Origin of the sequence: Natronococcus sp. A-GB7 (assembly GCF_029688865.1) — an archaeon.
GTDB lineage: Archaea > Halobacteriota > Halobacteria > Halobacteriales > Natrialbaceae > Natronococcus.
In genome coordinates, this window is record NZ_JARUKV010000006.1 from 130,177 (window position 1) to 153,440 (window position 23,264).

At 63.3% G+C, this 23,264-nt stretch carries 27 protein-coding genes; 19 read left to right on the top strand and 8 right to left on the bottom strand.

The window, feature by feature from the left end:
- Positions 1-6: 6 nt before the first annotated feature.
- From QA609_RS07470 to QA609_RS07490, 5 genes are all read left to right on the top strand, one after another.
- A complete protein-coding gene (locus QA609_RS07470; RefSeq protein WP_278302017.1) occupies positions 7-174 on the top strand; it encodes an ATP-binding protein in 168 nt (55 codons plus the stop codon).
- Between the two features lie 137 nt (positions 175-311).
- Complete coding sequence (locus tag QA609_RS07475) at positions 312-440, top strand: hypothetical protein (RefSeq protein WP_278301971.1); 129 nt, start codon at positions 312-314, stop codon at positions 438-440.
- A gap of 82 nt (positions 441-522) precedes the next feature.
- The gene (tnpA, locus tag QA609_RS07480; protein WP_278301972.1) at positions 523-918 is read left to right on the top strand and encodes an IS200/IS605 family transposase; all 396 of its coding nucleotides are present in this window, start codon (positions 523-525) and stop codon (positions 916-918) included.
- Positions 915-2,261 carry a transposase gene (locus QA609_RS07485; RefSeq protein ID WP_278302018.1) on the top strand — a complete coding sequence of 449 codons (1,347 nt, stop codon included), beginning with the start codon at positions 915-917 and terminating at the stop codon, positions 2,259-2,261. The genes tnpA and QA609_RS07485 overlap by 4 nt, the downstream gene beginning before the upstream one ends.
- A gap of 54 nt (positions 2,262-2,315) precedes the next feature.
- Complete coding sequence (locus tag QA609_RS07490; protein WP_278301973.1) at positions 2,316-3,185, top strand: ROK family protein; 870 nt, start codon at positions 2,316-2,318, stop codon at positions 3,183-3,185.
- Positions 3,186-3,207: 22 nt separating this feature from the next.
- Here the strand turns inward: QA609_RS07490 and QA609_RS07495 are convergent, their stop codons facing one another.
- The gene (locus tag QA609_RS07495) at positions 3,208-3,381 is read right to left on the bottom strand and encodes a hypothetical protein (protein ID WP_278301974.1); all 174 of its coding nucleotides are present in this window, start codon (positions 3,379-3,381) and stop codon (positions 3,208-3,210) included.
- Positions 3,382-3,943: 562 nt separating this feature from the next.
- On the opposite strand from QA609_RS07495, the gene QA609_RS07500 reads away from it, so the two are divergent.
- The 3 genes from QA609_RS07500 (at position 3,944) to QA609_RS07510 (ending at position 5,752) form a co-directional block, all read left to right on the top strand.
- Positions 3,944-4,240 carry a hypothetical protein gene (locus QA609_RS07500; protein WP_278301975.1) on the top strand — a complete coding sequence of 99 codons (297 nt, stop codon included), beginning with the start codon at positions 3,944-3,946 and terminating at the stop codon, positions 4,238-4,240.
- Positions 4,241-4,246: 6 nt separating this feature from the next.
- Positions 4,247-4,549 carry a HalOD1 output domain-containing protein gene (locus QA609_RS07505; RefSeq protein ID WP_278301976.1) on the top strand — a complete coding sequence of 101 codons (303 nt, stop codon included), beginning with the start codon at positions 4,247-4,249 and terminating at the stop codon, positions 4,547-4,549.
- A gap of 423 nt (positions 4,550-4,972) precedes the next feature.
- The gene (locus QA609_RS07510; RefSeq protein WP_278301977.1) at positions 4,973-5,752 is read left to right on the top strand and encodes a succinylglutamate desuccinylase/aspartoacylase family protein; all 780 of its coding nucleotides are present in this window, start codon (positions 4,973-4,975) and stop codon (positions 5,750-5,752) included.
- Positions 5,753-6,091: 339 nt separating this feature from the next.
- Here QA609_RS07510 and QA609_RS07515 read toward each other — a convergent pair whose 3' ends face one another.
- On the bottom strand, positions 6,092-6,268 hold the full coding sequence (locus tag QA609_RS07515; protein WP_278301978.1) for a hypothetical protein: 177 nt from the start codon (positions 6,266-6,268) through the stop codon (positions 6,092-6,094).
- A gap of 245 nt (positions 6,269-6,513) precedes the next feature.
- On the opposite strand from QA609_RS07515, the gene QA609_RS07520 reads away from it, so the two are divergent.
- From QA609_RS07520 to QA609_RS07550, 7 genes are all read left to right on the top strand, one after another.
- Positions 6,514-6,909: a hypothetical protein gene (locus tag QA609_RS07520; protein WP_278301979.1), complete on the top strand. Its 396-nt coding sequence runs from the start codon at positions 6,514-6,516 to the stop codon at positions 6,907-6,909.
- A 147-nt stretch (positions 6,910-7,056) separates the two neighbouring features.
- Positions 7,057-8,325, top strand: a complete 1,269-nt coding sequence (locus QA609_RS07525) for a transposase (RefSeq protein ID WP_278301980.1) — start codon at positions 7,057-7,059, stop codon at positions 8,323-8,325.
- A 439-nt stretch (positions 8,326-8,764) separates the two neighbouring features.
- Positions 8,765-8,995 (top strand): hypothetical protein, encoded by a 231-nt coding sequence (locus QA609_RS07530; protein WP_278301981.1) that lies wholly within the window; start codon positions 8,765-8,767, stop codon positions 8,993-8,995.
- Positions 8,996-9,508: 513 nt separating this feature from the next.
- Positions 9,509-10,819, top strand: a complete 1,311-nt coding sequence (locus QA609_RS07535; RefSeq protein WP_278301983.1) for a nucleotide sugar dehydrogenase — start codon at positions 9,509-9,511, stop codon at positions 10,817-10,819.
- Positions 10,820-11,353: 534 nt separating this feature from the next.
- Positions 11,354-12,418 carry a glycosyltransferase family 2 protein gene (locus tag QA609_RS07540; RefSeq protein WP_278301984.1) on the top strand — a complete coding sequence of 355 codons (1,065 nt, stop codon included), beginning with the start codon at positions 11,354-11,356 and terminating at the stop codon, positions 12,416-12,418.
- 367 nt (positions 12,419-12,785) lie between these two features.
- The gene (locus QA609_RS07545) at positions 12,786-13,091 is read left to right on the top strand and encodes an AbrB/MazE/SpoVT family DNA-binding domain-containing protein (RefSeq protein WP_278301985.1); all 306 of its coding nucleotides are present in this window, start codon (positions 12,786-12,788) and stop codon (positions 13,089-13,091) included.
- Complete coding sequence (locus QA609_RS07550; RefSeq protein WP_278301986.1) at positions 13,088-13,525, top strand: PIN domain-containing protein; 438 nt, start codon at positions 13,088-13,090, stop codon at positions 13,523-13,525. The genes QA609_RS07545 and QA609_RS07550 overlap by 4 nt, the downstream gene beginning before the upstream one ends.
- Before the next feature lie 91 nt (positions 13,526-13,616).
- Here the strand turns inward: QA609_RS07550 and QA609_RS07555 are convergent, their stop codons facing one another.
- Positions 13,617-14,162, bottom strand: a complete 546-nt coding sequence (locus tag QA609_RS07555; RefSeq protein ID WP_278301987.1) for a hypothetical protein — start codon at positions 14,160-14,162, stop codon at positions 13,617-13,619.
- Positions 14,163-14,321: 159 nt separating this feature from the next.
- On the opposite strand from QA609_RS07555, the gene QA609_RS07560 reads away from it, so the two are divergent.
- Together QA609_RS07560 and QA609_RS07565 are read left to right on the top strand one after the other, a co-directional pair.
- On the top strand, positions 14,322-14,900 hold the full coding sequence (locus tag QA609_RS07560; RefSeq protein ID WP_278301988.1) for a hypothetical protein: 579 nt from the start codon (positions 14,322-14,324) through the stop codon (positions 14,898-14,900).
- A gap of 64 nt (positions 14,901-14,964) precedes the next feature.
- Positions 14,965-15,801: an aldo/keto reductase gene (locus tag QA609_RS07565; protein WP_278301989.1), complete on the top strand. Its 837-nt coding sequence runs from the start codon at positions 14,965-14,967 to the stop codon at positions 15,799-15,801.
- 78 nt (positions 15,802-15,879) lie between these two features.
- On the opposite strand, the gene QA609_RS07570 is transcribed toward QA609_RS07565, so the two are convergent.
- The gene (locus tag QA609_RS07570; protein WP_278301990.1) at positions 15,880-16,374 is read right to left on the bottom strand and encodes a MaoC family dehydratase; all 495 of its coding nucleotides are present in this window, start codon (positions 16,372-16,374) and stop codon (positions 15,880-15,882) included.
- 484 nt (positions 16,375-16,858) lie between these two features.
- Here QA609_RS07570 and QA609_RS07575 point away from each other — a divergent pair, with 484 nt between their 5' ends.
- A complete protein-coding gene (locus QA609_RS07575) occupies positions 16,859-18,259 on the top strand; it encodes a regulatory P domain-containing protein (protein WP_278301991.1) in 1,401 nt (466 codons plus the stop codon).
- A gap of 752 nt (positions 18,260-19,011) precedes the next feature.
- On the opposite strand, the gene QA609_RS07580 is transcribed toward QA609_RS07575, so the two are convergent.
- The 3 genes from QA609_RS07580 to QA609_RS24665 all read right to left on the bottom strand — a co-directional run bounded on the left by QA609_RS07580 (position 19,012) and on the right by QA609_RS24665 (position 20,665).
- A complete protein-coding gene (locus QA609_RS07580) occupies positions 19,012-19,533 on the bottom strand; it encodes a sugar-specific transcriptional regulator TrmB (protein ID WP_278301992.1) in 522 nt (173 codons plus the stop codon).
- Between the two features lie 238 nt (positions 19,534-19,771).
- Complete coding sequence (locus QA609_RS07585; RefSeq protein WP_278301993.1) at positions 19,772-20,191, bottom strand: hypothetical protein; 420 nt, start codon at positions 20,189-20,191, stop codon at positions 19,772-19,774.
- 36 nt (positions 20,192-20,227) lie between these two features.
- On the bottom strand, positions 20,228-20,665 hold the full coding sequence (locus tag QA609_RS24665) for a DUF6516 family protein (RefSeq protein ID WP_343233791.1): 438 nt from the start codon (positions 20,663-20,665) through the stop codon (positions 20,228-20,230).
- 347 nt (positions 20,666-21,012) lie between these two features.
- Here QA609_RS24665 and QA609_RS07595 point away from each other — a divergent pair, with 347 nt between their 5' ends.
- Positions 21,013-21,507 (top strand): HTH domain-containing protein, encoded by a 495-nt coding sequence (locus QA609_RS07595; RefSeq protein ID WP_278301995.1) that lies wholly within the window; start codon positions 21,013-21,015, stop codon positions 21,505-21,507.
- A gap of 314 nt (positions 21,508-21,821) precedes the next feature.
- On the opposite strand, the gene QA609_RS07600 is transcribed toward QA609_RS07595, so the two are convergent.
- Positions 21,822-23,201 carry an FAD-binding oxidoreductase gene (locus QA609_RS07600; protein WP_278301996.1) on the bottom strand — a complete coding sequence of 460 codons (1,380 nt, stop codon included), beginning with the start codon at positions 23,199-23,201 and terminating at the stop codon, positions 21,822-21,824.
- Positions 23,202-23,264 lie beyond the last annotated feature (63 nt).

The window sequence follows — 23,264 nt, forward strand, 5'->3', positions numbered from 1 at the left end:
TGGGGGATTCCCGATCAGTACCGGGGCGACGTCTTCGACCACGGGTACACGACGAGTGTCGACGGGACGGGACTGGGCCTCTCCATCGTGGACGCGATCGCCGAGGCACACGACTGGACCGTCTCGGCGGGTGAAAGCGACGACGGTGGCGCCCGGTTCGAGTTTCTCTTCTGATCCCCGACGGTCGTCCTCGAGCCGTCCGACGACTCTCCCCGAGGGACCGACGCCGTTCCCCGTTCCGATTAATAAATTCTTGGTGCGGAGTTAGTGTTACAGCGAACAGCTAAGTAACGACCCACGGAATCTCGAGTATGAACGCCGTCGGAGTCGTCGATGTCGGCAGCACGAACCTCAGCTACGTCGCGGCGACGCCGACCGGCGAGTTTCTGACGTGGTTTTCGAGCGCAAGCCTTGCTCTTCAGGGCGGGGTTGAGCGGTAGGCCCGCCCAGACAGTCCACCGACGTTGGCAGGGATGGGGTTCGGCCGGAACGCTTACCACCATGCTAACTATGGTATACACGATGGTAAAGAGTACCCGTCACGCTGTTTACGAGCTCTACTATCACGTAGTGTTCATCCCGGAGTACCGGGAGCAGCGCCTCACGGGTGCGACCGCCGACCGGCTTCACTCCATCTTCGAGGAAATCTGCGACGACAAGGGCCTCGAACTGGTCGAAGCTGAAATCATGCCCGATCACGTTCACTTGTTCATCGGCAGCCCGCCGAAGAACGCCCCGTCGCTCATCGTCAACTGGGTCAAAGGCATTTCCGCCCGGTGGTACAATGAGCGATCCGACGACCGCATCAAGTGGACGCGCTCGTACTACGTTGGGACTGCCGGCAGCGTCTCGAAAGACGCCGTCGAGCAGTACATCCGCGAGCAGAAGGACAAACAGGACGGGGAGTGGTCCGCATGAGGCGCGTCAACACGTTCACTGTGGTTCCGCGCTCCGACGCCGACGAGGAACTGCTTCGACGGTTGTTGGACGCCTCTGCGTCCCTGTGGAACCAACTCACCTACGAGCGTCGGCAGAACTTCACCGACCCAGACATCGATAAGTCGGTGTGGGAGACCGAGGACTATCGCAAGCACTACGTCGGTGTCCTTGGGTCTGCCACCGCCCAACAGGTGATTCGGAAGAACGATTCTGCATGGAAGTCGTTCTTCTCGCTCAAGGAGAAAGGCGAAGCCAACGGCCTGCCAGGTTACTGGGGCAACGAGGAAGAGGGGCGGGAGTTGCGGACCTACATCCGCAACGACCAGTACACGCTCCGCTGGGGCGACCGTTCGACCATTGAAATCACGGTCGGTAGCGACCTCAAGGACGAGTACGACCTAGGCTACCGCGAACGGCTCACGCTCGACGTTCGTGGGAAGCCGACGTGGTCGGGCGACCAAGGTCGGTTGGAACTGTACTACGACGAGTTGAGCGACCAATACAGGGCCATTCAACCTGTCACCGTGGACGATTCTCGACAGGACTCACCACTAGCCGACGAAACGGCTGCTCTGGATATTGGCGCGAACAACATCGTCGCCTGTACGACCACGACCGGCCAGCAGTATCTGTACGAGGGGTACGATCTCTTCGAGCGGTTCCGCGAGACGACCCGCCAAATCGCCGAACACCAGTCGAAGGTGAAGCGCGAAGAGGGGCGGTACACGTCGAAGCGGATTCGACGCCTGTACCGCCGACGGACTCGACGGCGCGACCACGCCATGGACGCACTTGCCCGCGACCTCTTCGAGCGACTGTACGAAGTGGGTGTTGCGACGGTGTACGTCGGCGACCTCACCGACATACTGGAGACGCACTGGTCGGTGCGGACGAACCAGAAGACGCACAATTTCTGGGCGTTCCGGGCGTTCATCGACCGATTGGCGTGTACCGCCGAGGAATTCGGCATCACTGTCGAGGTCCGCCCCGAAGCGTGGACGAGTCAGACGTGTCCGCAGTGCGGTTCGACCGACCGCACGACTCGGCACCAAGACACGCTCACCTGTTCGTGTGGCTTCGAGGGCCACGCGGACCTCACCGCGTCGGAGACGTTCCTCCGACGTCATCAGAACTCGAAGAGTTCTGACTGGCGGACGAGACACAAGGTGTCTCGTCAGCGCCACGAATCGAACATACCACGGCCGATGGCACGGCCCGTATGCCTCAAGTGGGACGACCACCGATGGTCGGCGACACCACGCGCTCACCGTCCCAACGAGGAGCATACACACCCGCAAGTTACCGCCGGGGAATCGGCGTAGCCGAACCCCCATGGTGGAATCCTCGCGCTTTAGCGCGGGGAGGATGTCAAGCCGGTGGAGTCCGAGCCGACGCGGCCCTACGAGTTACGCGCACAACTCGGGCGAGCAGTCGAGACGCTGACGGACGCAACTCCTCTCGACGCGGTTTCGGTCGTCGTTCCGGGACTGGTCGACGCCGACCGGGGCAGCGTTCGGCGGTTCGACACCGCCGACGGCGACGTGATCGACCACATCGAGATCGCGACACCGCTCCGGGAACGCTGCGGGCTCCCAGTGTTTCTCGAGAACGACTGCACCGCGTCGGCGTTGGGTGAGTGGCAGTTCGGGGCGCGCGAGGAGCAGGCGTGCGTGATCCAGCTCACCGTCGGCACGGGGATCGGCGGCGGGGTGGTCGAGCGCGGACGACCGTGTCGGGGCGAAACGGGCGGCGCGGGCGAGTTCGGACTCATCCCGGTCGCTCCCGACAGCATCCTCGAGAGCGCCGGCGTCACCGGCGCCTGGGAGGCGTTCTGCTCGGGTCGGGGGATCCCGTCGTACGTCCGCCACCGGTATCGCGTCGACGAGGTGTGGGCGCAAGACGCCGTCAGCGAGTTCCGCGAGACGCTCGCGGCCGGCGACGAGTTCGGCGCCCCGGCCGTCTTCGAGGCGGCCGACGCGGGCGATCCGTTCGTCCAGGCGTGTCTGGATCGGGTCAGCCGGTACAACGCCGTCGGGATCGCCGCGCTCTGTAACGCGTACGAGCCCGGCCTCGTGACCCTCGGGGGCAGCGTCGCGCTCGGCAACGTCGACTGGTTCCTCGAGGGCGTCGATCGCTACCTCGAGGAGTACCTGTTCGTCGATCGACCGACGATCCGGGAGAGCCCGCTGGGCGAGGAACTCGGACTGTACGGCGCGTTGAGCGTCGCGCTCGAGCGCGGGGAGTAGGAGTCAGCTCGCGAGCTCCGTTTCAGCGAAACCAGTCGGCGTACTCGTCGCAGTCGGCCCACTCGACGCGAGTCACCCACTCCTCGCTTCGATCGTGGTCGTCCGGAGGCGCCCGCGTAACGCGAACGTTCAGCGATCGACACCCCGGGCACTGCAACGGGATCGGCCGGCTCGTCCCGACCGCTCGGCTCGCCACCAGCCACGCCGGGGGACAGTCACTGCGGGGGCGAGTGAGGCTTATGACACTGGCTACCAAAGGACGAAATGGTGGTCAACCGTGCCCTACGCCCCACTCCACGAGGCGGACGAGGACCTCGAGTGCCCCGACTGTCGCCGGGAGATCCCCGAGCGGTCGATGGTGTGTCCGTACTGCGAGATCTCCCTGCACTGACCGCCGCTTCGTGCGCCGGTTCCGTCCGCTATCCGTCGATCGACCGTCGTGGACGGAACCGGCGCTTCCCGCGGCGGGGAACCGCCCGATCGGCTCGAGCGGGCTCGGTGTAGGCACCGACTCACCGCAGACGGGACTCGACTAACGGAGTGTTTACCGGATTCGACCGTGGTAGTCGAGAGTTACCACACCAGCGGCGGTTGATATCCCGTCGGACAGCCAGCCATTGTCTCTCCGGAGAGTAAGTTGTATATCTGAACAAATTTCACAAAATACACTCAATTCGTTCTCATATCTATCTAATTCGTCCCAATACACCGTTACTTCGACAGAAAACACTAAGTTGTCCTGTTCTCTCGTCAGGTGTATGGCACGCGACGCTGCGATCCTGAACGAAGACGCCCCGAACGATACCCCTGCCCTCCCCAACTGCGTAACGATCGTCGGACACGGCGTTCCCGCGAGCTTCGAGATCACCGTCGACGGGACGATCGAGGCCGCGGACGGCGCCGGAACGGCCGTCGTCTCGGAACACGCCGCCGAAGGCGCGATCGAGGCCGGCACCACCCGGTTCCGGTTCTCCGGCGACATGGCCAACGCACACGTCCTCGACCGATCCGAGTCCCAGTCGCCGACGATTCACGTCGAGTACGGAGCCCACTGACCGCCGATGGCCGCCAGCGACACCGATCCAGACACGGCCGGAGCGACCAGCATCGAACGCGAGTACGCCCCCGATACCGCGCCGACCGTCGCCGTCCTCGAGGCGATCGCGGCCCTCGAGGGCACCGACGCGACCGCGCTCGGCGACGAGTTCGGGCTCGTCCTCTACGACCACCTCGACCCGCAGGCGCTCGACGCGCTGTTCGCGAGCGATGCCGCGGCCGCGCGCGTAGCGGTAGAGCTCGAGGCCGACGCGACCTACACCGCGACGGTCACGCCCGATCGCGTGACGGTCGCGCGTGACGAGTAGCGCGCCCGTCGACGGCGACGCGTTCTCTCGTGACTCGAGCGCCCTCCGACCATCGAGTAACCGTTCTGTTTCTGCGGCCCCCGCGGTGGTTCGTGTCCCCCGACGGCGACGGGCACGTCCGTCGATCGACCTCGCGGGCGGCGTCCCGACACGGAAACCGTTCGCCGCGTTTCTCCTCGAGACGAGTCGCCGGCACGGACTCTCGGTCCCAGTAGTCATCTCCGAGTAACGGACGGCCCGTCCGCCACGCCAGTCGGAACGGACGTCGGCAGTCCCGCCCCGTGCAGGGTTATTTTATATAAATTTTATTGTATAATTTTATATAGTAAGCGTAAAATCATTTCAAAAGCGAAAATGGTAGAGAAAGCCTCACCCGGTCGATCGGCGTCACCACGAGGAACAGTCACGCGACGGTCCCTGCTGTTGGGGGCAGCGGCAACGACGGTGGGCGGTGGCCTCGTCGGCACCCGGTCGGGACGCGCCGCCGAGTCGCCGGCGATCGCCGAGGAGACGCGAACGCTGCGTTCGGGGACGAAGTACGAGACGCCGGCGTACGTTCGCGACGCACCGGACGACGGCGAGACCGTGGTCGTCCTCGGCGGCGTCCACGGCAGCGAGACCGCCGGCGTCGACGCCGCCCACAGCGTTCGCGAGTGGACGTTCGACCGCGGTACGCTCGTCGTGATCCCGGAGGCCAACGCCCCCGCGGTCAGAGATCGGACCTACAGCGGCCCCGACGGCGACCTCAACCAGCAGTTCCCCTCGGGGCGATCGCCGACGACGCCGATCGCCGAGGCGATCTGGTCGCTGATCGCGGACGTGGATCCGGCGGCCGTAATCGATATGCACAGCTCGATGGGGATCTGGGGCTCCTCGCGGGGCCCCAGCGGGTTCGGCCAGGCGATCTTCCCGACCGAAGCCGGCAACGCCCGGACGGTCGCTGCCCGCGCGAACGACTCGCTCAACGAGCGCGAAATTCGGCCCTCGAGCCGTTACGGCGGTGCCTACAGCTTCACGCGGGGCAACACCCTCGACGGCTCCCACCCGCGGCTGATCCACAAGGTCTCGGCCGACCTCGAGACCGCGGGCTACCTGACCGAGGTCACCCGCCACGACACCGCCCTCGAGACGCGAACCGAGTGGTCCGAGGCGGTCGCCGCGACGCTGCTCGCACACCACGGGATCGACGTCGCGCTCGAGTGAGCGGGTCGGTCGCTTGCGAGTTCGTGGCGACCCAACCCACTTTGGAGGAATCGTTTTTATCGTGTCGCCGGTAGGGCGTACTGGCGGAATCCCGCCTCCCCACCCCTACCCGGGTCGTCGCCGCGGCGCCGGCCACCCCACTCGGCACCGCAGCGACGACCACCTACCCCCTTTCGGACCGTCGCTCCCGTAGCGACGGCGTTCTCTCGAGATATCGCGAACAGCTTGCTCTCGCCCTCGAGGACGACCCGGCGCTCCCGCGACTGTCGGTACGCTCCGGATCGCTCGAGGAGGGCTCTCGGTCCGGAGTGTACCGTACCCTCGCGGCGCCGAGAGCGGTCAGCGAAGCGGTTCCTCCGCGTCGTCCCACTCGCGTTTGATCCGGCGGAGTTCGGCGATCTCGCCGGCGTACCCCGGCAGGATCACGCCCCGCTCGCACCACAGCTCCCAGGCCAGCAGGAGCTCCGGATCGTCCGCGGCCGCCAGCCGATCGGCCAGATCCCGGTCCGGGGACATACCTTAGCTAGGAGCCCCCCGAACTAGTGTCCTTCGCCGTTTCAGGGCTCGAGACAGTCAGTTCCGGATCGGTTTCGTCGGTCGCTCGGCGGACTCGAGGCCCGTCGACCGTGCCGGTCGGGTCGACCACGATGCGAGGCCGTCGGGACGCTCCGTGCCGGCGGTCCCGCGGCCAGCGGTGCGCTCGGCTGTAGCTATTACCCACTCTAATAAAAATCAGATAATATGAAAGAAGGCTGCGATGGGTGTTCCTGCTGATCGGGATCGGGTACGGACTGGTGGTTTTCGTGCTCGTTCGCGAGGCACTTCGAGCGGTCGTCGATCCCGCAGCCCTCGTCCCGCAGCTCTGGGTTATGCGAATCGTCGTCAACCTCCTAGGACCGCTGGTCGTGCCGTTGCTCATCGGCGGAACGAACCGACTACTCATCGAGCGCCTCGGAATCCACGGGATGGGGGAGCGGTCTCCGATCGGTCCTCTCTCTCTTTCAGTCGTCGCGTCGCGTTCGCAACGTGAATCCCCCTCGAGTCGGGTACGGCTCGGTCGGTCGTTCGGCTTGCCCTCCGTGGCGCTCGAGGGGATGTGTCTCGAGCGGGTAGGGGATCGGCAGAACTCGCCCGCAGGCCACTCATTTATGGGATGAGCAGGCGCAAAACCTCGCCGTTTACGGCGGGGATACGCGCCGTCACTGGATGACACCAACCACCGATGACTGCACGGCTGGATATTCCACGTTCAACCACTATCTATAATATTGACTAATCCATAAGCACTTATGAACACAGTTTGGATGCTGAAGACAACCCGCACATATCGAGCGAAAATCGTCAACCACTCCCAAGTGAGTGACGACCTCGATAACTGCGGACACTCAGCATCCAAACTGTGGAACGTCGCCCGCTACCACACCCAACAAAAATGGGATAAAACCGGGGAAATACCGTCCGAAGCCGACCTCAAGCGCGAATTAAAAGACCACGAACGATACAGTGACTTACATTCTCAGTCAAGTCAGCGAGTTCTAGAAGAGCTTGCTGAGTCGTTCAATGGCTGGTTCAAAAAGCGCAAGAACGGCGACACAGACGCGAATCCACCCGGCTACCGAAAGCGAGGCGACAACCACCCACGCTCCACCGTAACGTGGAAACAAAACGGAATCAAACACGACGCCAAGCACAACCAACTCCGCCTGAGTAAGGGCTTCAACCTGAAGAACCACCGCTCGGACTTCATCCTTGCAGAGTACGAGGCGCGACCGGACGTGACCGTGGAGAACATCCAACAAGTACGCGCCGTGTGGAACAGCGACTGCTGGGAGTTCCACCTCGTCTGCACAGTCGAAATTCCCGTTGAGGACGCCCCCGGCGACAACACGGTGGGTATCGACCTCGGCATCAAGAACTATCTCGCCATCGCATACGATGATGGGGATGTGGACTTGTATCCGGGGAACGTGCTGAAACAGGACAAGCACTACTTCACTCGTGATGAGTACGACACTGAAGGAGAGAACGGGCCGTCGAAGCGTGCGCTTCGCGCTCGGCAGAAACTCTCGCGTCGGAAAGACCACTTCCTGCACGCCCTCGCCAAACACATCGTCGAGAGGTGTATCGACCATGATGTTGGTCGTATCGCTATCGGTGACTTGAGCGAGATTCGTGAGGACGAGAACGGTGAATCTCGGAACTGGGGCAAGCGTGGCAACAAGAAGCTCCACGGATGGGAGTTTGACCGCTTCACCAAGTTGCTCGAATACAAGGCGGAGGAACACGGTATTCTCGTTGACCGAACGAGCGAGCGCGACACGAGTAAGACGTGTTCGTGTTGTGGCCGGAAGCGTGACGCGAACCGAGTGGAGCGTGGGTTGTATGTCTGTGGGTCGTGCGGTGCGACGATGAACGCGGACGTAAATGGTGCGGTGAATATTCGCAGAAAGATAACTCAGAATCATCCTACGGGGGATATGAGTAACGGTCGTTTGGTACGGCCAGTAGCCTACTTGTTCAATCAAACCTCGGGGCGTTTCGCACCGAGCGAACGGGTAGGTTGCAAACCTTAATATCCCAACGCTCGGGAATCCTCGCCCTTCAGGGTGGGGAGGATGTCAACTATTCCAGAAACTAAACTCGCCTTCTATCTCCTCGTTCAGTATCTCACAAACGCTTTTAGTGAGACCGATCGGCTATTACGGTCGAGAACTCGACGTCTCGTTCTTCGTCTTCCCCCGTCGTTCGCTCGAGTTCGGTTCGTCGGCGACTCGAGCGAACGCGGCAGGCGAGTCGCGACGTCACCGATCGGACTCCGGGCCGGTTCACAGGCGGTACGAGGCGGTTGACTTGCGGGTTCGATCACACCGTTTTGATTGGTTAGATACATTATAAATTATCCAAAGTCCCGACTATACAAGAAAATAATCGCAGTACTGCACCACCTTCCCCAGAACATATAGAGTTTCTTGAGAGAATAGACTTATGATAATTGAGTGCTAACGGTTGTCCATGCAGCTCTACTGGCCCCGACCGACCGCACCCGGCGTTCCCAACGACTGCTACCAGTGCGGTGCGACGATCGACGGCGACGCACGCACCGGCGTCTGGCTCGAGCGCGAGCAGTGGCAGGGCCCGAACCGCCACGAGCTCACGTGCCTCGATTGCTGTCCCGAGGAGACCAACGAGGCCGCCGTAGGCGACGACGCGACCGAAGAGATCGACCAGCCGCTGTACCCCTGAATCTGGACGACTGTCTCTCGAGTCGGGACGGTCGAGGCGACGGTTCGACACCGCCCGCTCGACCGACGGACGCTGCGCGGACCGAATTACCGATCGGCTATGCGGCGTTGCTACAACTGCAACCGTCGCGTTCCGGTTTCGGGATCGGCCGCGCGGATTCCCGCCGTGAGGACGACGTCGATAGCCGGCCTCGAGTACGCTCACCGCGGCGCCCGATGGGCATTTCGCCCTCGACTACGTGCGCTGGCGTCCCCGATCGAGCGATCGCCGCGAATCGAAATCGGCAGAGAAACCCATCGCTTCCACACTATCACAGCGTATTACTTATTACGACTCCGTCAGCTATTTATCGCCAGTGCAAAAACGTTTACGCGACTTGACTATCAGCGGAGCCGGCACATACAGTGCGACAAATCATGACCGACCAACCAATAACTCGGAGTCACGAGTACCTCTCATGAAACGACCGTCCGCCCGACCGACAACACGAGTCTCCCGCTCGAGGGGGAATCTATGACCGAATACCAGTACGAAGATCCCGTCCAGTCCCCCGCCAGCGTCTGTGTCGTCGGCCTGGGCTACGTCGGCCTCCCGCTGGCCGCAGCGTTCGACGCAGCGGGGAACAGCGTTACGGGATTCGACATCGATCCCGACAAAGTCGACACGCTCGAGTCCGGCGTCGACCCCACCGGCGACGTCGGCGACGACGCTATCGCGGACGGCGAGATCGAGTTCACGACGGACAACGAGGACATCGCGGACGCGGAGTTCGTCATCGTCGCCGTCCCGACCCCCGTCGACGAGAACGAGAAGCCCAATCTCGGGATCGTCGAGGGCGCTGCCAGGACGGTCGGCGAGAACATGACCGAAGGGACGACCGTCGTCCTCGAGTCGACGGTGTACCCGGGTGCGACTCGAGAGGTGTTCCTCACGGCCCTCGAGGAGGCCTCCGGGATGACCGCTGGCGAGGAGTTCGGCGTCGGCTACTCGCCCGAGCGCATGGTACCGGGGGATACCGAACACGGTCTCGCGAACGTCGTCAAGATCGTCAGCGGTCTCACGGACGAAACCCGCGAGGACCTGGTCGATCTGTACGGCTCGGTCGTCGACGCGGGGCTCCACGAGGCGCCCTCGATCGAGACCGCCGAGGCCGCAAAGTGCGTCGAGAACACCCAGCGCGACCTGAACATCGCCCTGATGAACGAGCTCGCGATGCTCTGTGAGGAACTCGGGCTCGACACCGACGCCGTCCTCGAGGCCGCGGGCACGAAGTGGAACTTCCACGACTACGAGCCCGGACTGGTCGGCGGTCACTGTATCCCCGTCGACCCCTTCTATCTGCTGTACGAAAGCGAGCGCCAGGGGTTCGACCCCGAGCTCATTCGAACGGGCCGGGAGGTCAACGAGTCGGTGTCGGACCACATCGCGGATATGACCGTTCGAGCGTTGAACGAGAGCGAGAAGGTGCTCAAAAACAGTCGCGTGCTCGTCGCAGGACTGGCGTACAAACCCGACGTCGAGGACATCCGCACCTCGAAGATCGGCCAGGTGATCGAAGAACTCCAGAGCTACGGGATCGAGGTCATCGGCTACGATCCCCACGCCGACGACGACGCCATGCGCGACGAGTTCGGCATCGAGATCCAGGAAGCACTGTCGGTCGCCGACTTCGACGCACTCGTTTTCGGCACTCCTCACAGTGAGTTCCGCGACCTGACGCTTGGCACCCTCGCCGCCGACATGGCCGACGACCCCGTCCTCGTGGATATCGACGGCCTGTTCGACGAGGATACGGCCGACGGGTTCGTCTACCGCTCGCTCTAACGTTCTTGCACGGCTCCGGTCGCGGCGTTTCTCGCGGACATGAGCGTTCTCCGATAGTTCACCGCCCAATATCGGTTAGTAAAACACTCACTCGTTGAGATCGAATCGTATCGTATAAGAACTATATCGTTTCGGAGTGAGTTTTCACGTTCGATTCGCTCGACGGTCGTCCCCCCAGTTCTGGCCGCCAGCAGTCGCCAATACCTGGTTACCGGTTGCTCGGATACGAAGTGGGCGTCGGCTTCGCGCGGTAGCACGTGGTTAACTACTCGGATCGGTGTCAGTTTCCAGTTCGGAAGCTTATTGCGGCTCGGATCTCTGACTCAGTACCAAGAGGGACTCGAGATGGACGACCCTATCTGTCGATCACGACCGCGATCGAGTCCCCGCGGTTCGAATCGATCCTCGGTTCGATTCCGGGGAGTAACCTCGGCTTTCGGCACTGGCTCGGCCGGGGCCGACCCGACGGCTCACGGCCCTGACGGCGTTCACCGAGGCGCGATTCGGCCAGATACACACGACTAGTACGCATCCATGTACCGAGAACACACCGTCGGTGTCGTCATTCCGGCCTACAACGAGGAAGGGTTTATCGGCGACGTGATTCGGGCGATGCCCGAGTACGTCGATCGAATCTTCGTCATCGACGACTGCTCGACCGACGACACCTGGACCGAGATTCTCGAGGCCGCCCGGCAGGACGCCGACCGCGACTTCGAGGACGAACCGACTCGAGCGACCGACAGGCTCCACAGCGACGGCGGTCGGTCGCTGCTTTCCGAGCGCGCGACCGTCCACGAACCCGTGGGTCGGGTCGTCCCCGTCGAACACCGCGAGAACCTCGGGGCGGGCGGGGCGATCAAGACCGGATATCTGGCGGCACACACCGACGGCGCCGACATCACGGTGACCGTCGACGGCGACGGACAGATGGACCTCTCGCAGATGACGCGGCTGCTGGATCCGATCGTCGAGGACGAGGCCGACTACGCGAAGGGCAACCGGCTGCTGAACGGCGAGTACCGCGCGGAGATGCCCCAGTTCCGGCTCGTCGGAAACTGGATGCTGACCGTTCTGACGAAGATCGCCTCGGGGTACTGGAAGACGATGGACCCCCAGAACGGGTATACGGCGATCTCGCTCGAGGCGCTCGAGGCCGTCTCGCTCGAGGAGCTCTACGAGTACTACGGCTACTGCAACGAGTTGCTGATCAGACTGAACGCCCGGGGGATGCGCGTCGCCGACGTCGCCATGCCCGCACAGTACGGCGACGAGGAGTCCAGCATCGAGTATTCAGACTACGTCCCGAAGGTCTCGGGGATGTTGCTTCAGGGCTTTCTCTGGCGGCTCAAGACGAAGTACCTCGTGACCAACTTCAACCCGCTCGCGCTGTTTTACTACCTGGGTGCCGGCAGCGTCGGCGTCGGGCTACTTGCGGGGCTACGGTCGCTGTACACGCGACTCAAAGGCGAGACGCCGCTGCTCGAGCGCGGGCTCTCGAGTCTCCTTGTGGTGTTGGTGGGCTGTTGTTCCCTGCTGCACGCGATGTTCCTCGACATGCGCGAGAACGAGGAGCTGGAGACACAGCTCGAGGAGTGAGTCGGGCCGTCGCTCGAGGGGCGATCGGGATCCGTTCGGACGTGTTTGCGGTGTCGCCGTGAGTGCTGTCTTGATTTGTAGCCGGGGCTCGATCGCGTCGTATAGGAGGGTATCCGTAGGGAAGCTCGCGGTCGGAGCAGTACGCCGTCGTCCGGTTCCGGAGAGCCCGACGCTTTGAGACGATCGGAAGCGTTCTCGACGGGTTCCGGATCGCTACAGAAGCGCCGCTTTCCGACCCCCTTACGGATCTTATCGACGGCTTCCTTCGCGGAGGAGCTACCCCCCGAACGGACGCCGATCGCTCGAGGCGGCTCGAGTAATAAGTGCCGATAGATAGTAGTACTTCGGCCGAATAGTACAACGTAGAATGGCAAGTAGTACACGGGATCCGGAGATCGTCCGCATCTCGCAGAAGGGGCAGGCGACGATTCCGAAATCGTTGCGCGAGAAGTACGGGATCGACACACCCGGAGAGGTGTTCATCTACGAGGAAGACGAGCGCATCGTCGTCGAGCCCGTCTCGTCGCTCGAGGAACTGAACGGAATCCACGCACCCGACGACCGCGAACCCGGTGACGTGACCGAAGACGTCCGGGAGATAAAACGCAATGAACGCCAGCGCGAGCAAGAGCTCGCCGACCGCCTCCGGCCCGAGGACGCTGACGACGAATGATCGAAAGGTACGTTTTCGACACCGAGGCGATCATCGCGTACCTCTACGACGAGCCGAGCGGAGACGTCGTCGCCGAGTACCTTACCGACGTCCGGAACGGTGCTACAGACGGGCTGCTGGCCGAAACGAACGCAGCCGAAGTGTTGTATCTCGTCGCTCGGTTCGAAGGGATCGACGACAAACCGACCGCGGACTCGCTTCGGACCGCCGACCGCGATCTCCGTGCGCTCGAGCGATGGGGACTCCAGCTCGAGTCCGCCGACTGGCGGGTCGCTGCCGAGGTGAAAGCAGACGGCCACATTTCGCTGGCGGACGCCCACGCGGTCGCGCTCGCTGCCGAGACAGACGCTACTCTCGTCGTCGGCGCCGACGACGACTTTGGCGATCTGCCGATCGAGGTCGACATAATCCGGTTCCGTGAGAAGGGCGTCTAGATAGGGTACGGTACGTTCGAGACTGAGACCCTCGTCCGTGGATCACTCGAGTGCGGAAAAAGCGGTCCGTGTCGATCGCCGACTCGAGCGGTTACAGCAGTTCGATCCCGTTGCGGGACGCCGCGATCAGGTCGTCTTCGGTCAGCTCGCCGTCCGCGTACGCGCGCAGTTTGTCACCGTCGAGCCGGGCGGTGGCGAGTTCCGTTCCCGACGTGTATGCGAGCGTGGTCTCGACCGTCTCGATCTGGCTGAAGAACCCCTCGCTGTCCACGATCCCCTCCTCGACGGCGGACGGGAGTTCGTCGAGGTCGTTGCGGAGCTCCGCCAGGTCTTTTGTCGTCGTGGTGAGCTCGACCGTCAGCGTTCGACCGCGGCGCCGGAACTCCTCGATGGAGACGACGGCGCCGCTCTCGAGTTCGACCTCCTCGGGGACGAAGTCGGGAACGCCGTTCGGGCCGCCCTGTCCTCGGCCCTGGCCAGGGTCGTCGTTTCGGTTGCCCTGGCCACCGCTGTTTCCGGGATGGTCGTCGTTCGCGCCACGCCCCGCACTGGTCTCCGACTGGAACTCGCCGACACAGCCGGCGACGAGCGTCGTGAGCACACCAGTACCACCGAGAAGGACTTTTCGTCTGTCCATGTCTGAAAGTAACTCTTTTCCACTCATTAATGCATTTCTACATCCACATCATTTAGTGATATAAAATATAAGATATCGTGAACCATATTCAGCTAATAGAGAGAGTCGATCCCGTGTGAGAACGGGAGCCTTCTACTGCCTCGAGGGCGCGGTTCGGGTATGGACGAGACGACGCGACGGAAGGCCGTCCTCGGTATCGGCAGCGTACTGGTGCTCAGTGGCTGTTCGGACGCTGTCGATTCCGACGACGAGGACGAGGTAAACGGGACCGAGGGTGACGATGGGAACAACGCATCGGGGGACGAACCGGAGGGCAACGAGAGCGACGAGGACGTCGGCGACGATGCGGACACTGCCGAGGCGGACGACGAGGACGAGACGACCGAAGACGATCGGATGTCGGCCGACGAGTTCGTCGCGCAGGTCGCGGCCGTCTACGACGGCGAGGTAGCCGCCTACGACGAGGACGAGACACACGGCGATCTGACGCTCGTCGGCGACGCCGACGTCTCACGACTCGAGCTCGCGCGGGACGTACAGGACGTGCTGGCGGTCTACAGCTCCTACGTGGAACGGGGCGACGCGCCCACCGAACAGCTCGCGGGCGAGGTCGAAACCGACGACGGTCAGGTGATCGGCAGCGTCACGGTCCGGACCGAGTGGGTCGAGGCGTACAACCGCGGCGAGATCTCCGAGGGAGAGCTGCGGGACCGCGTCCTCGGAACGGTCGAAACCTGAGCGAGATCCCGAATTCACCCGCCAGAAACGGTAGGTTCAATCACCGACCTCGTGAACGAACCGTGTGAGCATCCCTACACGAACCCTCCCGAGCGGCGACGAACTGCCCGCGCTCGGCCTGGGCACGTACGGTCTCGACGACGAACAGACGGCCACCAGCGTTCGTACGGCGCTCGAGGCTGGCTACACCCACATCGACACCGCCGAGGGGTACCACAACGAGGCGGTCATCGGTGACGTTCTCGCGGAGTACGACCGCGAGGACGTGTTTCTCACGTCGAAGGTCCTGCCGAAGAACCTCGACTACGAGTCGCTGATCCGGGCGTGTGAGGCGTCGCTGGAGCGACTCGGGACCGACTACCTCGATCTCTACCTGATTCACTGGCCCAACCCCACGATCTCGCTCCGGGAGTCACTCCAGGCGATGGCTCGACTCCACGATCGCGGGCTCGTTCGTAACGTGGGCGTCTCGAACTTCAGCGCGTATCAGCTGAGCTGTGCCCACCACATCACGGACGTTCCGATCGCGGTCAACCAGATCGAGTTCCATCCCTGGTTCCAGCGGCCCGATCTCGTCGACTACTGCCAGGAGTCGGACACCGTGATCGAGGCGGCGGCGCCGTTCGCGCGGGCGGACGTGTTCGACGACGAGGTCGTCCGCGAGCTCGCCGAAACGTACGAGAAGAGTCCCGCCCAGGTGACGCTTCGGTGGCTGCTCGACCGCGGCACGGTCGCGCTGCCGCGGTCGGCGACGCCCGAGCACGTGCGGGCCAACGCCGACCTCGACTGGTCACTGGACGAGGCCGACCGCCGACGGCTGGACGAGCGCGATCGCGACCGACCGGTGTACGACACCCCGACGCGTGACTGGACGCGCGAGGTGTACGGGATCGAGCGCTGAGGCGGGTCGCTGTCGCTGCGTCTCGTCAGTGGGGACACCTGGCTGACCAGTTTCGAGCGCTCGTGAAACGAGATCGGCCTACTCGTCGGCGGGCGGCGGGTTGATGACGACGACAGCCTCGCCGGCGATCACCGTATTCTCGGCCTCGTCGACCGCGGTCGTCTCGAGTCGGTACCGGTTCTCGCCCAGCGCCTCGACGATCTCGCAGGTCGCGGTCACCGTCCCCCCGATCTCGACCGGGTCGCGGAACTCGAGGTCCTGGGAGAGGTAGATCACGACGCCGGGGAACTGGGCCAGCGCCGCCGAGATCGTGCCCGCGACCAGCCCGCCGTGGGCGATTCGGCCGTCGAACATCGTCTCTTCGGCGTACTCCTCGTCGAGATGCAGGGGGTTCAGATCGCCGCTCGCGTCGGCGAACGCGGAGACGTCCGCCTCCGCGATCGGCTTGTTGAAACGAACGAGATCCCCCACCTCGAGGTCGGGGTAGCGCTCGACGGATCGCTCGAGGGTCCAGTCGTCGCCAGCACTCTCGGGTTCTGTCTCGACGGGGTCGGCGGCCGGTGAGCTACTCATCTCGGCCGAGATCGGGGCCGCCGACACTTGAGGGACCGGCCTTCCATGGCGTATGCTACCGAGAGACGATTCTCGAGCAGTCGTGAGGACGGCGTTCACCGCGGCCCCCTCGAGTTCGGGCAGACCCGGAAGAGCGGGATCTCGACTCGACCGTTGCCGTGAAGACGGCTCCGTGGGGCATGCGCGTTCGGGTCGGCGACTCTGACCTCGAACCGCAGTTCGTCGCACGAAGCCGGTGTCCGGTTCCAACTCCGATACTGCTGTCGACGCCGGTCCCCGCGTGGACCGAGCGTCGGTCCGCCGGAGGACGTACGCCCGATTCAACCCTACTCACGGGGCCGCCTTTACTTGAGTAAACGGATGCTCTCCTGAAAGCAACGTATAACTCTTCCCTTCTCTTTCGATGATTGAACCAGTCACATACTGATACAATTATTCGTCCAGTACTCGGAACGGTCTCGGTTTCGAGACAGAGTAACCCATCATGAGCGACACACCACGCCGGACGCTGCTGAAACGGATCGGAATCGCCGGGCTGACGACCGCCGCGGTCGGGACGGGGACGGCAGCCGGACGCGGACCGAACCACAACACGCCGAACACGCCCGGTCAGGCGAACGCGCGGACCCGCGGTCGTACCGACCTGCTCGGGCACGAGTTGCCCGAAGGCGAGAAGCCCCGCTACACGTTCGGGACGACCAGCCCCGACGGGATGTGGGGCGGGGTCAGCAGCTTCCCCAGCAGCACCGGCACGAGCGGGAGCGACAGCAACGTCGTCGCGACGCTGTACGACCTCTCGGACCTCGAGAACCCGACGGTCGCCCACGAACTCGAGTGGCCCGAGGAGAACTACCGGTCGAACCACATGCGGTTCGACGGCACCCGCGACGGGCTCTACTACGTCACCCACGAGCGTGACGACGACAGCCTGGAGCCGCTTGGCATGTCGGTCGTCGACTTCGGCTGGGAGGAAGGCACCCCCGAGGACCCGGAGGTGCTGGCGACGGTGGACGCGCCGAACACCGGCTCACATACCAACGCCGAACACCCCGAGGACACGGTCATCTACATGATTGACAAAGCCAGCAGCGAGCCAGGCGTCATCCCCGTCGACGTCGACGACCCGGAAAACCCGGTGCGCCACGACGCAGCCGGCCCCGACGGCTACTGTCACGCCCTCGAGGTCGACCCGATCCGGGACGTGCTCCACTGTGCGTACATCGGCGGGGACTTCGTGGGCTACGTCATCCTCGATATCTCCAAGGACTCGTTACATCCCGAGGAGATCGGCCGGTTCGACTACGACGACCACCCCGACTACACCGAGGTCGGCGAGCCGGGGTTCGAGGACTGCCACCAAGCCCACTTCGATCCGAACCGCGACATCGCCATCGTCGGCGACGAGCTGTTCGGGGAGCTCCCCGGCGGGAAACACGTCTTCGACATCGGCTGGGGCGAGGGGAGCCTCGATGATCCACGGCCGATCAGCCACTTCTACTCGCCCGATGCGAGGGAGCAGGACGTCGGCGTCTGGACGACGCACTTCCACGACATCCTCACGGACGGCGACGAGACGCTGCTGGTCGACGGCGGCTACTCCCAGGGCTTCTGGGTCGCCAACATCACCGATCCCGAGAACCCCGTGGCGACCGAGCGCTTCGCGACCGACCTCGAGCTAGATCGAGCCGACACGCGCCACTCGCCGGGGACGGCCCCCTACAACTGGTCGGCGGTGTGGAACGACGAACGGGAGTTCGCCTTCTCGAGCGACACCATCACCGGCGCCTACACCTTCTCGGTCGACGCCCGCCCTGCCCGCGGGAAAGACGGTGGGGGTCCGGGCTCGCACTACGACCTCGAGAAAATTCTCGAGCGGTTCAGTTGAGCCGTTCGCGCGAGTGCCGTGCGTCCGAGCACCCAGCACTCGTGCACAAAGCGGACCGATAGCTCGAGGCGCCGGCTCCCACAGTCCGGGTGACATCCTCCTCGCCGCAAACGGAGCGGCATCGGAGATCCCTCAGACAGTCGGGCTACGCCCGACGACGGCGAGGATTCCCACGCACGGGGAATACCAGCTAGATCAACTGTTTCGAATCGGCAGTGTTGAGACAGTTCCTTGGTCGGCGAGTTCGGGTCGTGCCACGGGAGGGAGAGCAGGGCGAGTATCCTCGAGCTTGCTCTCGAGGCGGTTCACGCCGACCACAGATCTTCCATTCGCGTTTCGACTGCAGCAAGGACCGTCGAGTACACTTCAAGTGGGTGAAGCGAAGGCAGGGAGAGGTCGGTTACCTCTTCAGCAGTTGGTGGGCAATGAAAGTGCAAGCGAGTGTTGTGGGAGTTCGGATGGCGATCCCAGCGACACTCCCACCGCGTCCCGTCGAGCGGTTCTTCGACGTAGTGTACCGAGAAATCACCGGTCGTGAACCACCGGATATCGAGTCGAGCAGTGGCGATTGACTCCGGATACTGGTTTTCGTCGAGCACTGCACGGAGGAGTCGCGGTTCGTGGCTGTTCGGATCGAACCTTGTCTCCGTAACCAACGAATCTGACCCGAGCTGTCGCTCGAGCAGCTGGAGGGTCTGTCGGTCGGGTGGTCCAACCGAGTCTCGTGGCTCGTCATCCGGTGAGGGACCCATTTATGCTGGAATGAGGTGACCGTCGTTCTGCGAGAGCTGGCGAGCAAGCTCATAGAGGCGCATATCTCGACGTACACCCTGCCAGTCGCTCACTGCGGCCATCCGTTCGTGGTGAGTCTCGTGATCGCCTCGATCGAACACGGCCACGTCCGTCGGATTCGTGACTCCGAACTGCTCCTGGAACTCCGCGTGCCGTTCCTCGAGCGCTCGGACCCGATCGATGATCTCATCGATGGTTAGATCCTCTGCGATTCGGCTTGCGTCCTGCCACTCGAGGTATGCCTCGTTCCGTTCGTACTGTGGGGGACGACTGCCAGTGTTCGCTCGAACGATTCCCATCTCGGACAACCGATCCAGGTGCTTTTTCGCGGCGTTTGGAGAGCAGTCTGCCAATTCTGCAATCTCCGTGTGTGGGGTGGGTGAGGTAACGCCAAGCGCGACCTCGTAGACTCGACCGAACGTATCAGTTCCTGCCTGCCATCGTTGGCGATCGGGTTCTGGTGCCGGGTCGAACTCGGTCATGGGTGTCTATACACGGCTACGTTCAATATATCTTTGTATCTTTCACATATTTGGTGGCAGCTGTGATTCAAGCCATGTAGCGAAGCTGATGTAAAATACCATTCGCCTGTGCCAAGCGGTTGCCCCTTTACACCGGTCGCGCTCTGTGTTCAACAGAGCGTTCGTACCAGTTGCTGAGGATGCATCGTCGCCGCTGATAGATATACTACCTTTTAGCCGGGTTTGAAACGCGCCGTGTTTACGGCGCGGCGGTGGCCGTGTCGCCAGTCTCTGGATCGAACGGGAGGTCAATAACGAGTTTGTCGAACCAGACGACCGGACGCTTACTCTGGCCGTCTTCCTCGAAGAAGATGATGCCCAACTGGGCGAGCCGGCTGAGTTCCTCGTGGACGTTCTTCACGTCTCGGTCAACGACCCGTGCAGTCTCGTTGATGCTGGCTGGCTCTTCCTGGCGGATGGCTTCGATGAGATCGAGGACGCGCGGCGTCAGCGTCTCCATGAGATCGTCGTAGCTGGTGAACGAGAGCGTCGGCGTAGAATCCACCGCATCGCCCTCTTCGAGCGCCTTGATCCCATTGGTGACGTCATCGTGGAACTCACTTGACGACTTCACGGTCACGACGAGGGTCGATTCGACCCGAAGCTGTTCGCGCTCCATCGGGTGCAGCGGCGGCGTGGTATCGTTCATGGGTTATCACCGTGGTGTGATGGCGTCACTTGACCTCGAACTCGGCTTTCGGGATCTCGCTCCAGAACCGTTCCAGAGTTCGATCATCCCAGGGAACGTGATGATGTCTGGGTCCGGTTCTGGTGCGACGTGCAGTTCGTGCCCTTTGGTGTCTTCGTGCGAGTTATCGTACCGACGAATCGTCCCGTCATCAAGCGTGCGGGGTGGGTCCGGCTCCGTCTCGCCGTAGTGGAGCTTGTAAGCCCATCTAGACGGGTACGCGTTACGGTCCGTCCGCATGCAGAACACACGGATGCAGTCCCGTCGGGGTACTTCCTCCCCTCGCTCACGCCATCCAGGTCGTCTTCGGTCAGTGCAGCCATCCTCATCTATTGGTACATAGGCCAATAGCATAGGGCTATTGGTCAGAAAAACAATAGCAGTCGTTGCACTCACAATACTCATACGATTGCTCTTCACCGGTCCATGTCATCACGTCGTGTCTCACATTCCCCTGATACCTCGTACACCCCGTGCTTGCTTCGTCGGGAACGGGAAACTCGCCGAAACAGTGCCTCCTCCGTACGTGTCACCCTCATAAACCGTGAGTTCGATTGTCTTTTGCTCGGCGAGTTCGGATTGTGCCGAGGTAGGGAGTATCCTCGGGCTTGACCTCGAGCGGTACAGCTGAGTCGTCGATCGTCGTGCGTTCGGTGCCCTCCGAAGGGGCGACCGATAGCTAGCGGCGTCGACTCCCCGCAGTCGGGATAGCTGGTTCCTTTATTTGTCTCAGTGATGAAATTAGTACTACAATGGATCCGCCAGACCGGCCATCGGAGCGACGAGTCGTGCTCTACCTCCGCCAGCACGCGTCCGTGGCGCTCGTCGATAGGCTGTGCCGGCTCGTCGAGCGGGTCCGACGCCTCGAGGCCGACGGCGTCGCCGCCGTGGCCGTCGCGACCTGGGGGCCCGTGACGCCCGCTCTCGAGCGGCTCGGCGACACCGGGCCGTCGGTCTCGTTTACGATCGACGCGTTCCAGGCGTGGGCCGAGCGCGAGGGGTACACGCTCGGGCCGGCGTTCAGCCGTCACGAAACCACGTCGTTGCTTGAGTCCCGGCCGCGCACCGAACTCCGGGTGCCGACCGCGTGTCTGGCCGTCTACGCCGACGGCGAGCTGATCTGTGTCGTGCCTTGTTCGGACGGGGAGCGAACCTACAGCGTCGGGGCCTGTCTCGACGCGCTCGAGGCCGGGCGGAGCGACCCGTTCGCGGCGTCCCGCGAGGACGCGACGGCGTTCCTCGAATAGGCGGGCGGTGACACGGTGAGGACGTTGTGTCGGTGTCGACGGCGGCCCGGCGGGGGAGGCGGCCGCCGACGGAGTCCTCGAGGGCCAGTCGATCGCGCCGTCGTCGGTCCGCGATCTCGCCGGAGGCGGTCGTGCTGTCGCGAGGCGTTTCGTCCTACGGGGGGCTTCCTCAACGAGGAAGGCCGCGTCAGCGCGTTCGTGTTGGTGACGGACGCCGTCCTCGAGTGTTCGATAGAAGGTGCGACAGCCCGATAGCGCATACTTCCGTCCTCAGGTGCGGGAAGCGGTCGAGGGTCGGTCACCGCCGACGTGGCTCAGCCGGCCGGCTCGATGTTCTGGTTGATGCGGAAGAGGTTGTCCGGATCGTACGTCGCCTTGATCTCACGGAGGCGCTCGTAGTTGTCGCCGTAGGAAGCTCGGATCCGATCCTCGCCTTCGTCCATCATGAAGTTGACATACGAGCCCCCGACCGTGTGCGGGTGGACCGCCTCCCAGTAGCTGCGGGCCCAGTCCGTGATCGCCTCCGCGTTGCCCGGGTCCGGATCGACGCCGACCATCGCCATCGAGTAGGTCGCCTCACGATGGCCCCACGCGGTCTCGTCCCCGTCGACCGCGTGGACGGCCCGGTCGATGGGGTAGAGATGCATCCCGGACTTCGGCGTCGGGACCTCGGCGAAGCGTTCGTGCTCGGCGATAGCCTCATCGGTCAGTTCGTACACGAGGTCTCCCTTCCAGTACCAGTGGTCGCCCGGCGGGTAGAGCCCGTCGAACATGCTCTGGACTGCCGGGTATGGCATCGGATCGACGTGTTCGAAGAGCGGCTCAGCGACGTCTCGCGCCGGCTGAATCACGTCCTCGGCCTCGTCTTCCGGTCCCAGATAGCACCACATCAGGCCACAGACGTTCTCTCCGTGGATCGCTTCCGGGAAGGGGTCACCCGGTACCTCGTGGATCAGGTAGAAGGCGTAGACGTCCGCCGGTTGGGCCGGCAGCCACTCGCGGTACCACTGCATCGTCTCCTCGAGGGCGTCGATCGGCCAGAACAGCGGGCCGGCGACGACGGTCTCGACCGGGTGCAGCTCGAATTCGAACGCGGTGACCACGCCGAAGTTGCCGCCGCCCCCGCGCAGCGCCCAGAACAGGTCCGCGTGTTCGTCCTCGCTCGCGTGGACCAGGCGGCCGTCGGCCAGCACGACGTCCGCGCCGACCAAGTTGTCGATCGTCAGTCCGTGCTTGCGGCTCAGATAGCCGTGCCCGCCGCCGAGGGTGAGTCCACCGACACCCGTCGTCGAGATGATACCGCTGACCGTCGCCAGCCCGAACGCGTGGGTGGCGTGATCGACGTCACCCCAGGTGCAGCCGGGTTCGACGTGGACGGTCCGCGCCTCGGGATCGACACGGACCCCGGTCATCTCCGAGAGGTCGATCACCAACCCATCGTCGACTGTGGCCAACCCCGCGCCGTTGTGGCCCCCGCTCCGAATCGCCGTTTCGAGGCCGTGGTCGCGCCCGAAGCCGACGGCTGCGATCACGTCGGCGACGTCGGAACACCGGGCGATCACCCGCGGGTGTTTGTCGATCATCGCGTTGTACACGGCGCGAGCGTCGTCGAACTCCTGATCGTCCGGTCGGATCAACTCGCCCCGGAGCGTGTCCCCGAACTGCTCGAGTTCTGTGTCGTCTGTCGTTGCCATGGGTTTTCCTCCCTGAAAACGGGGTAGTGCCCTCGGCAACACGGCTGCGATGCGCTACCAAGT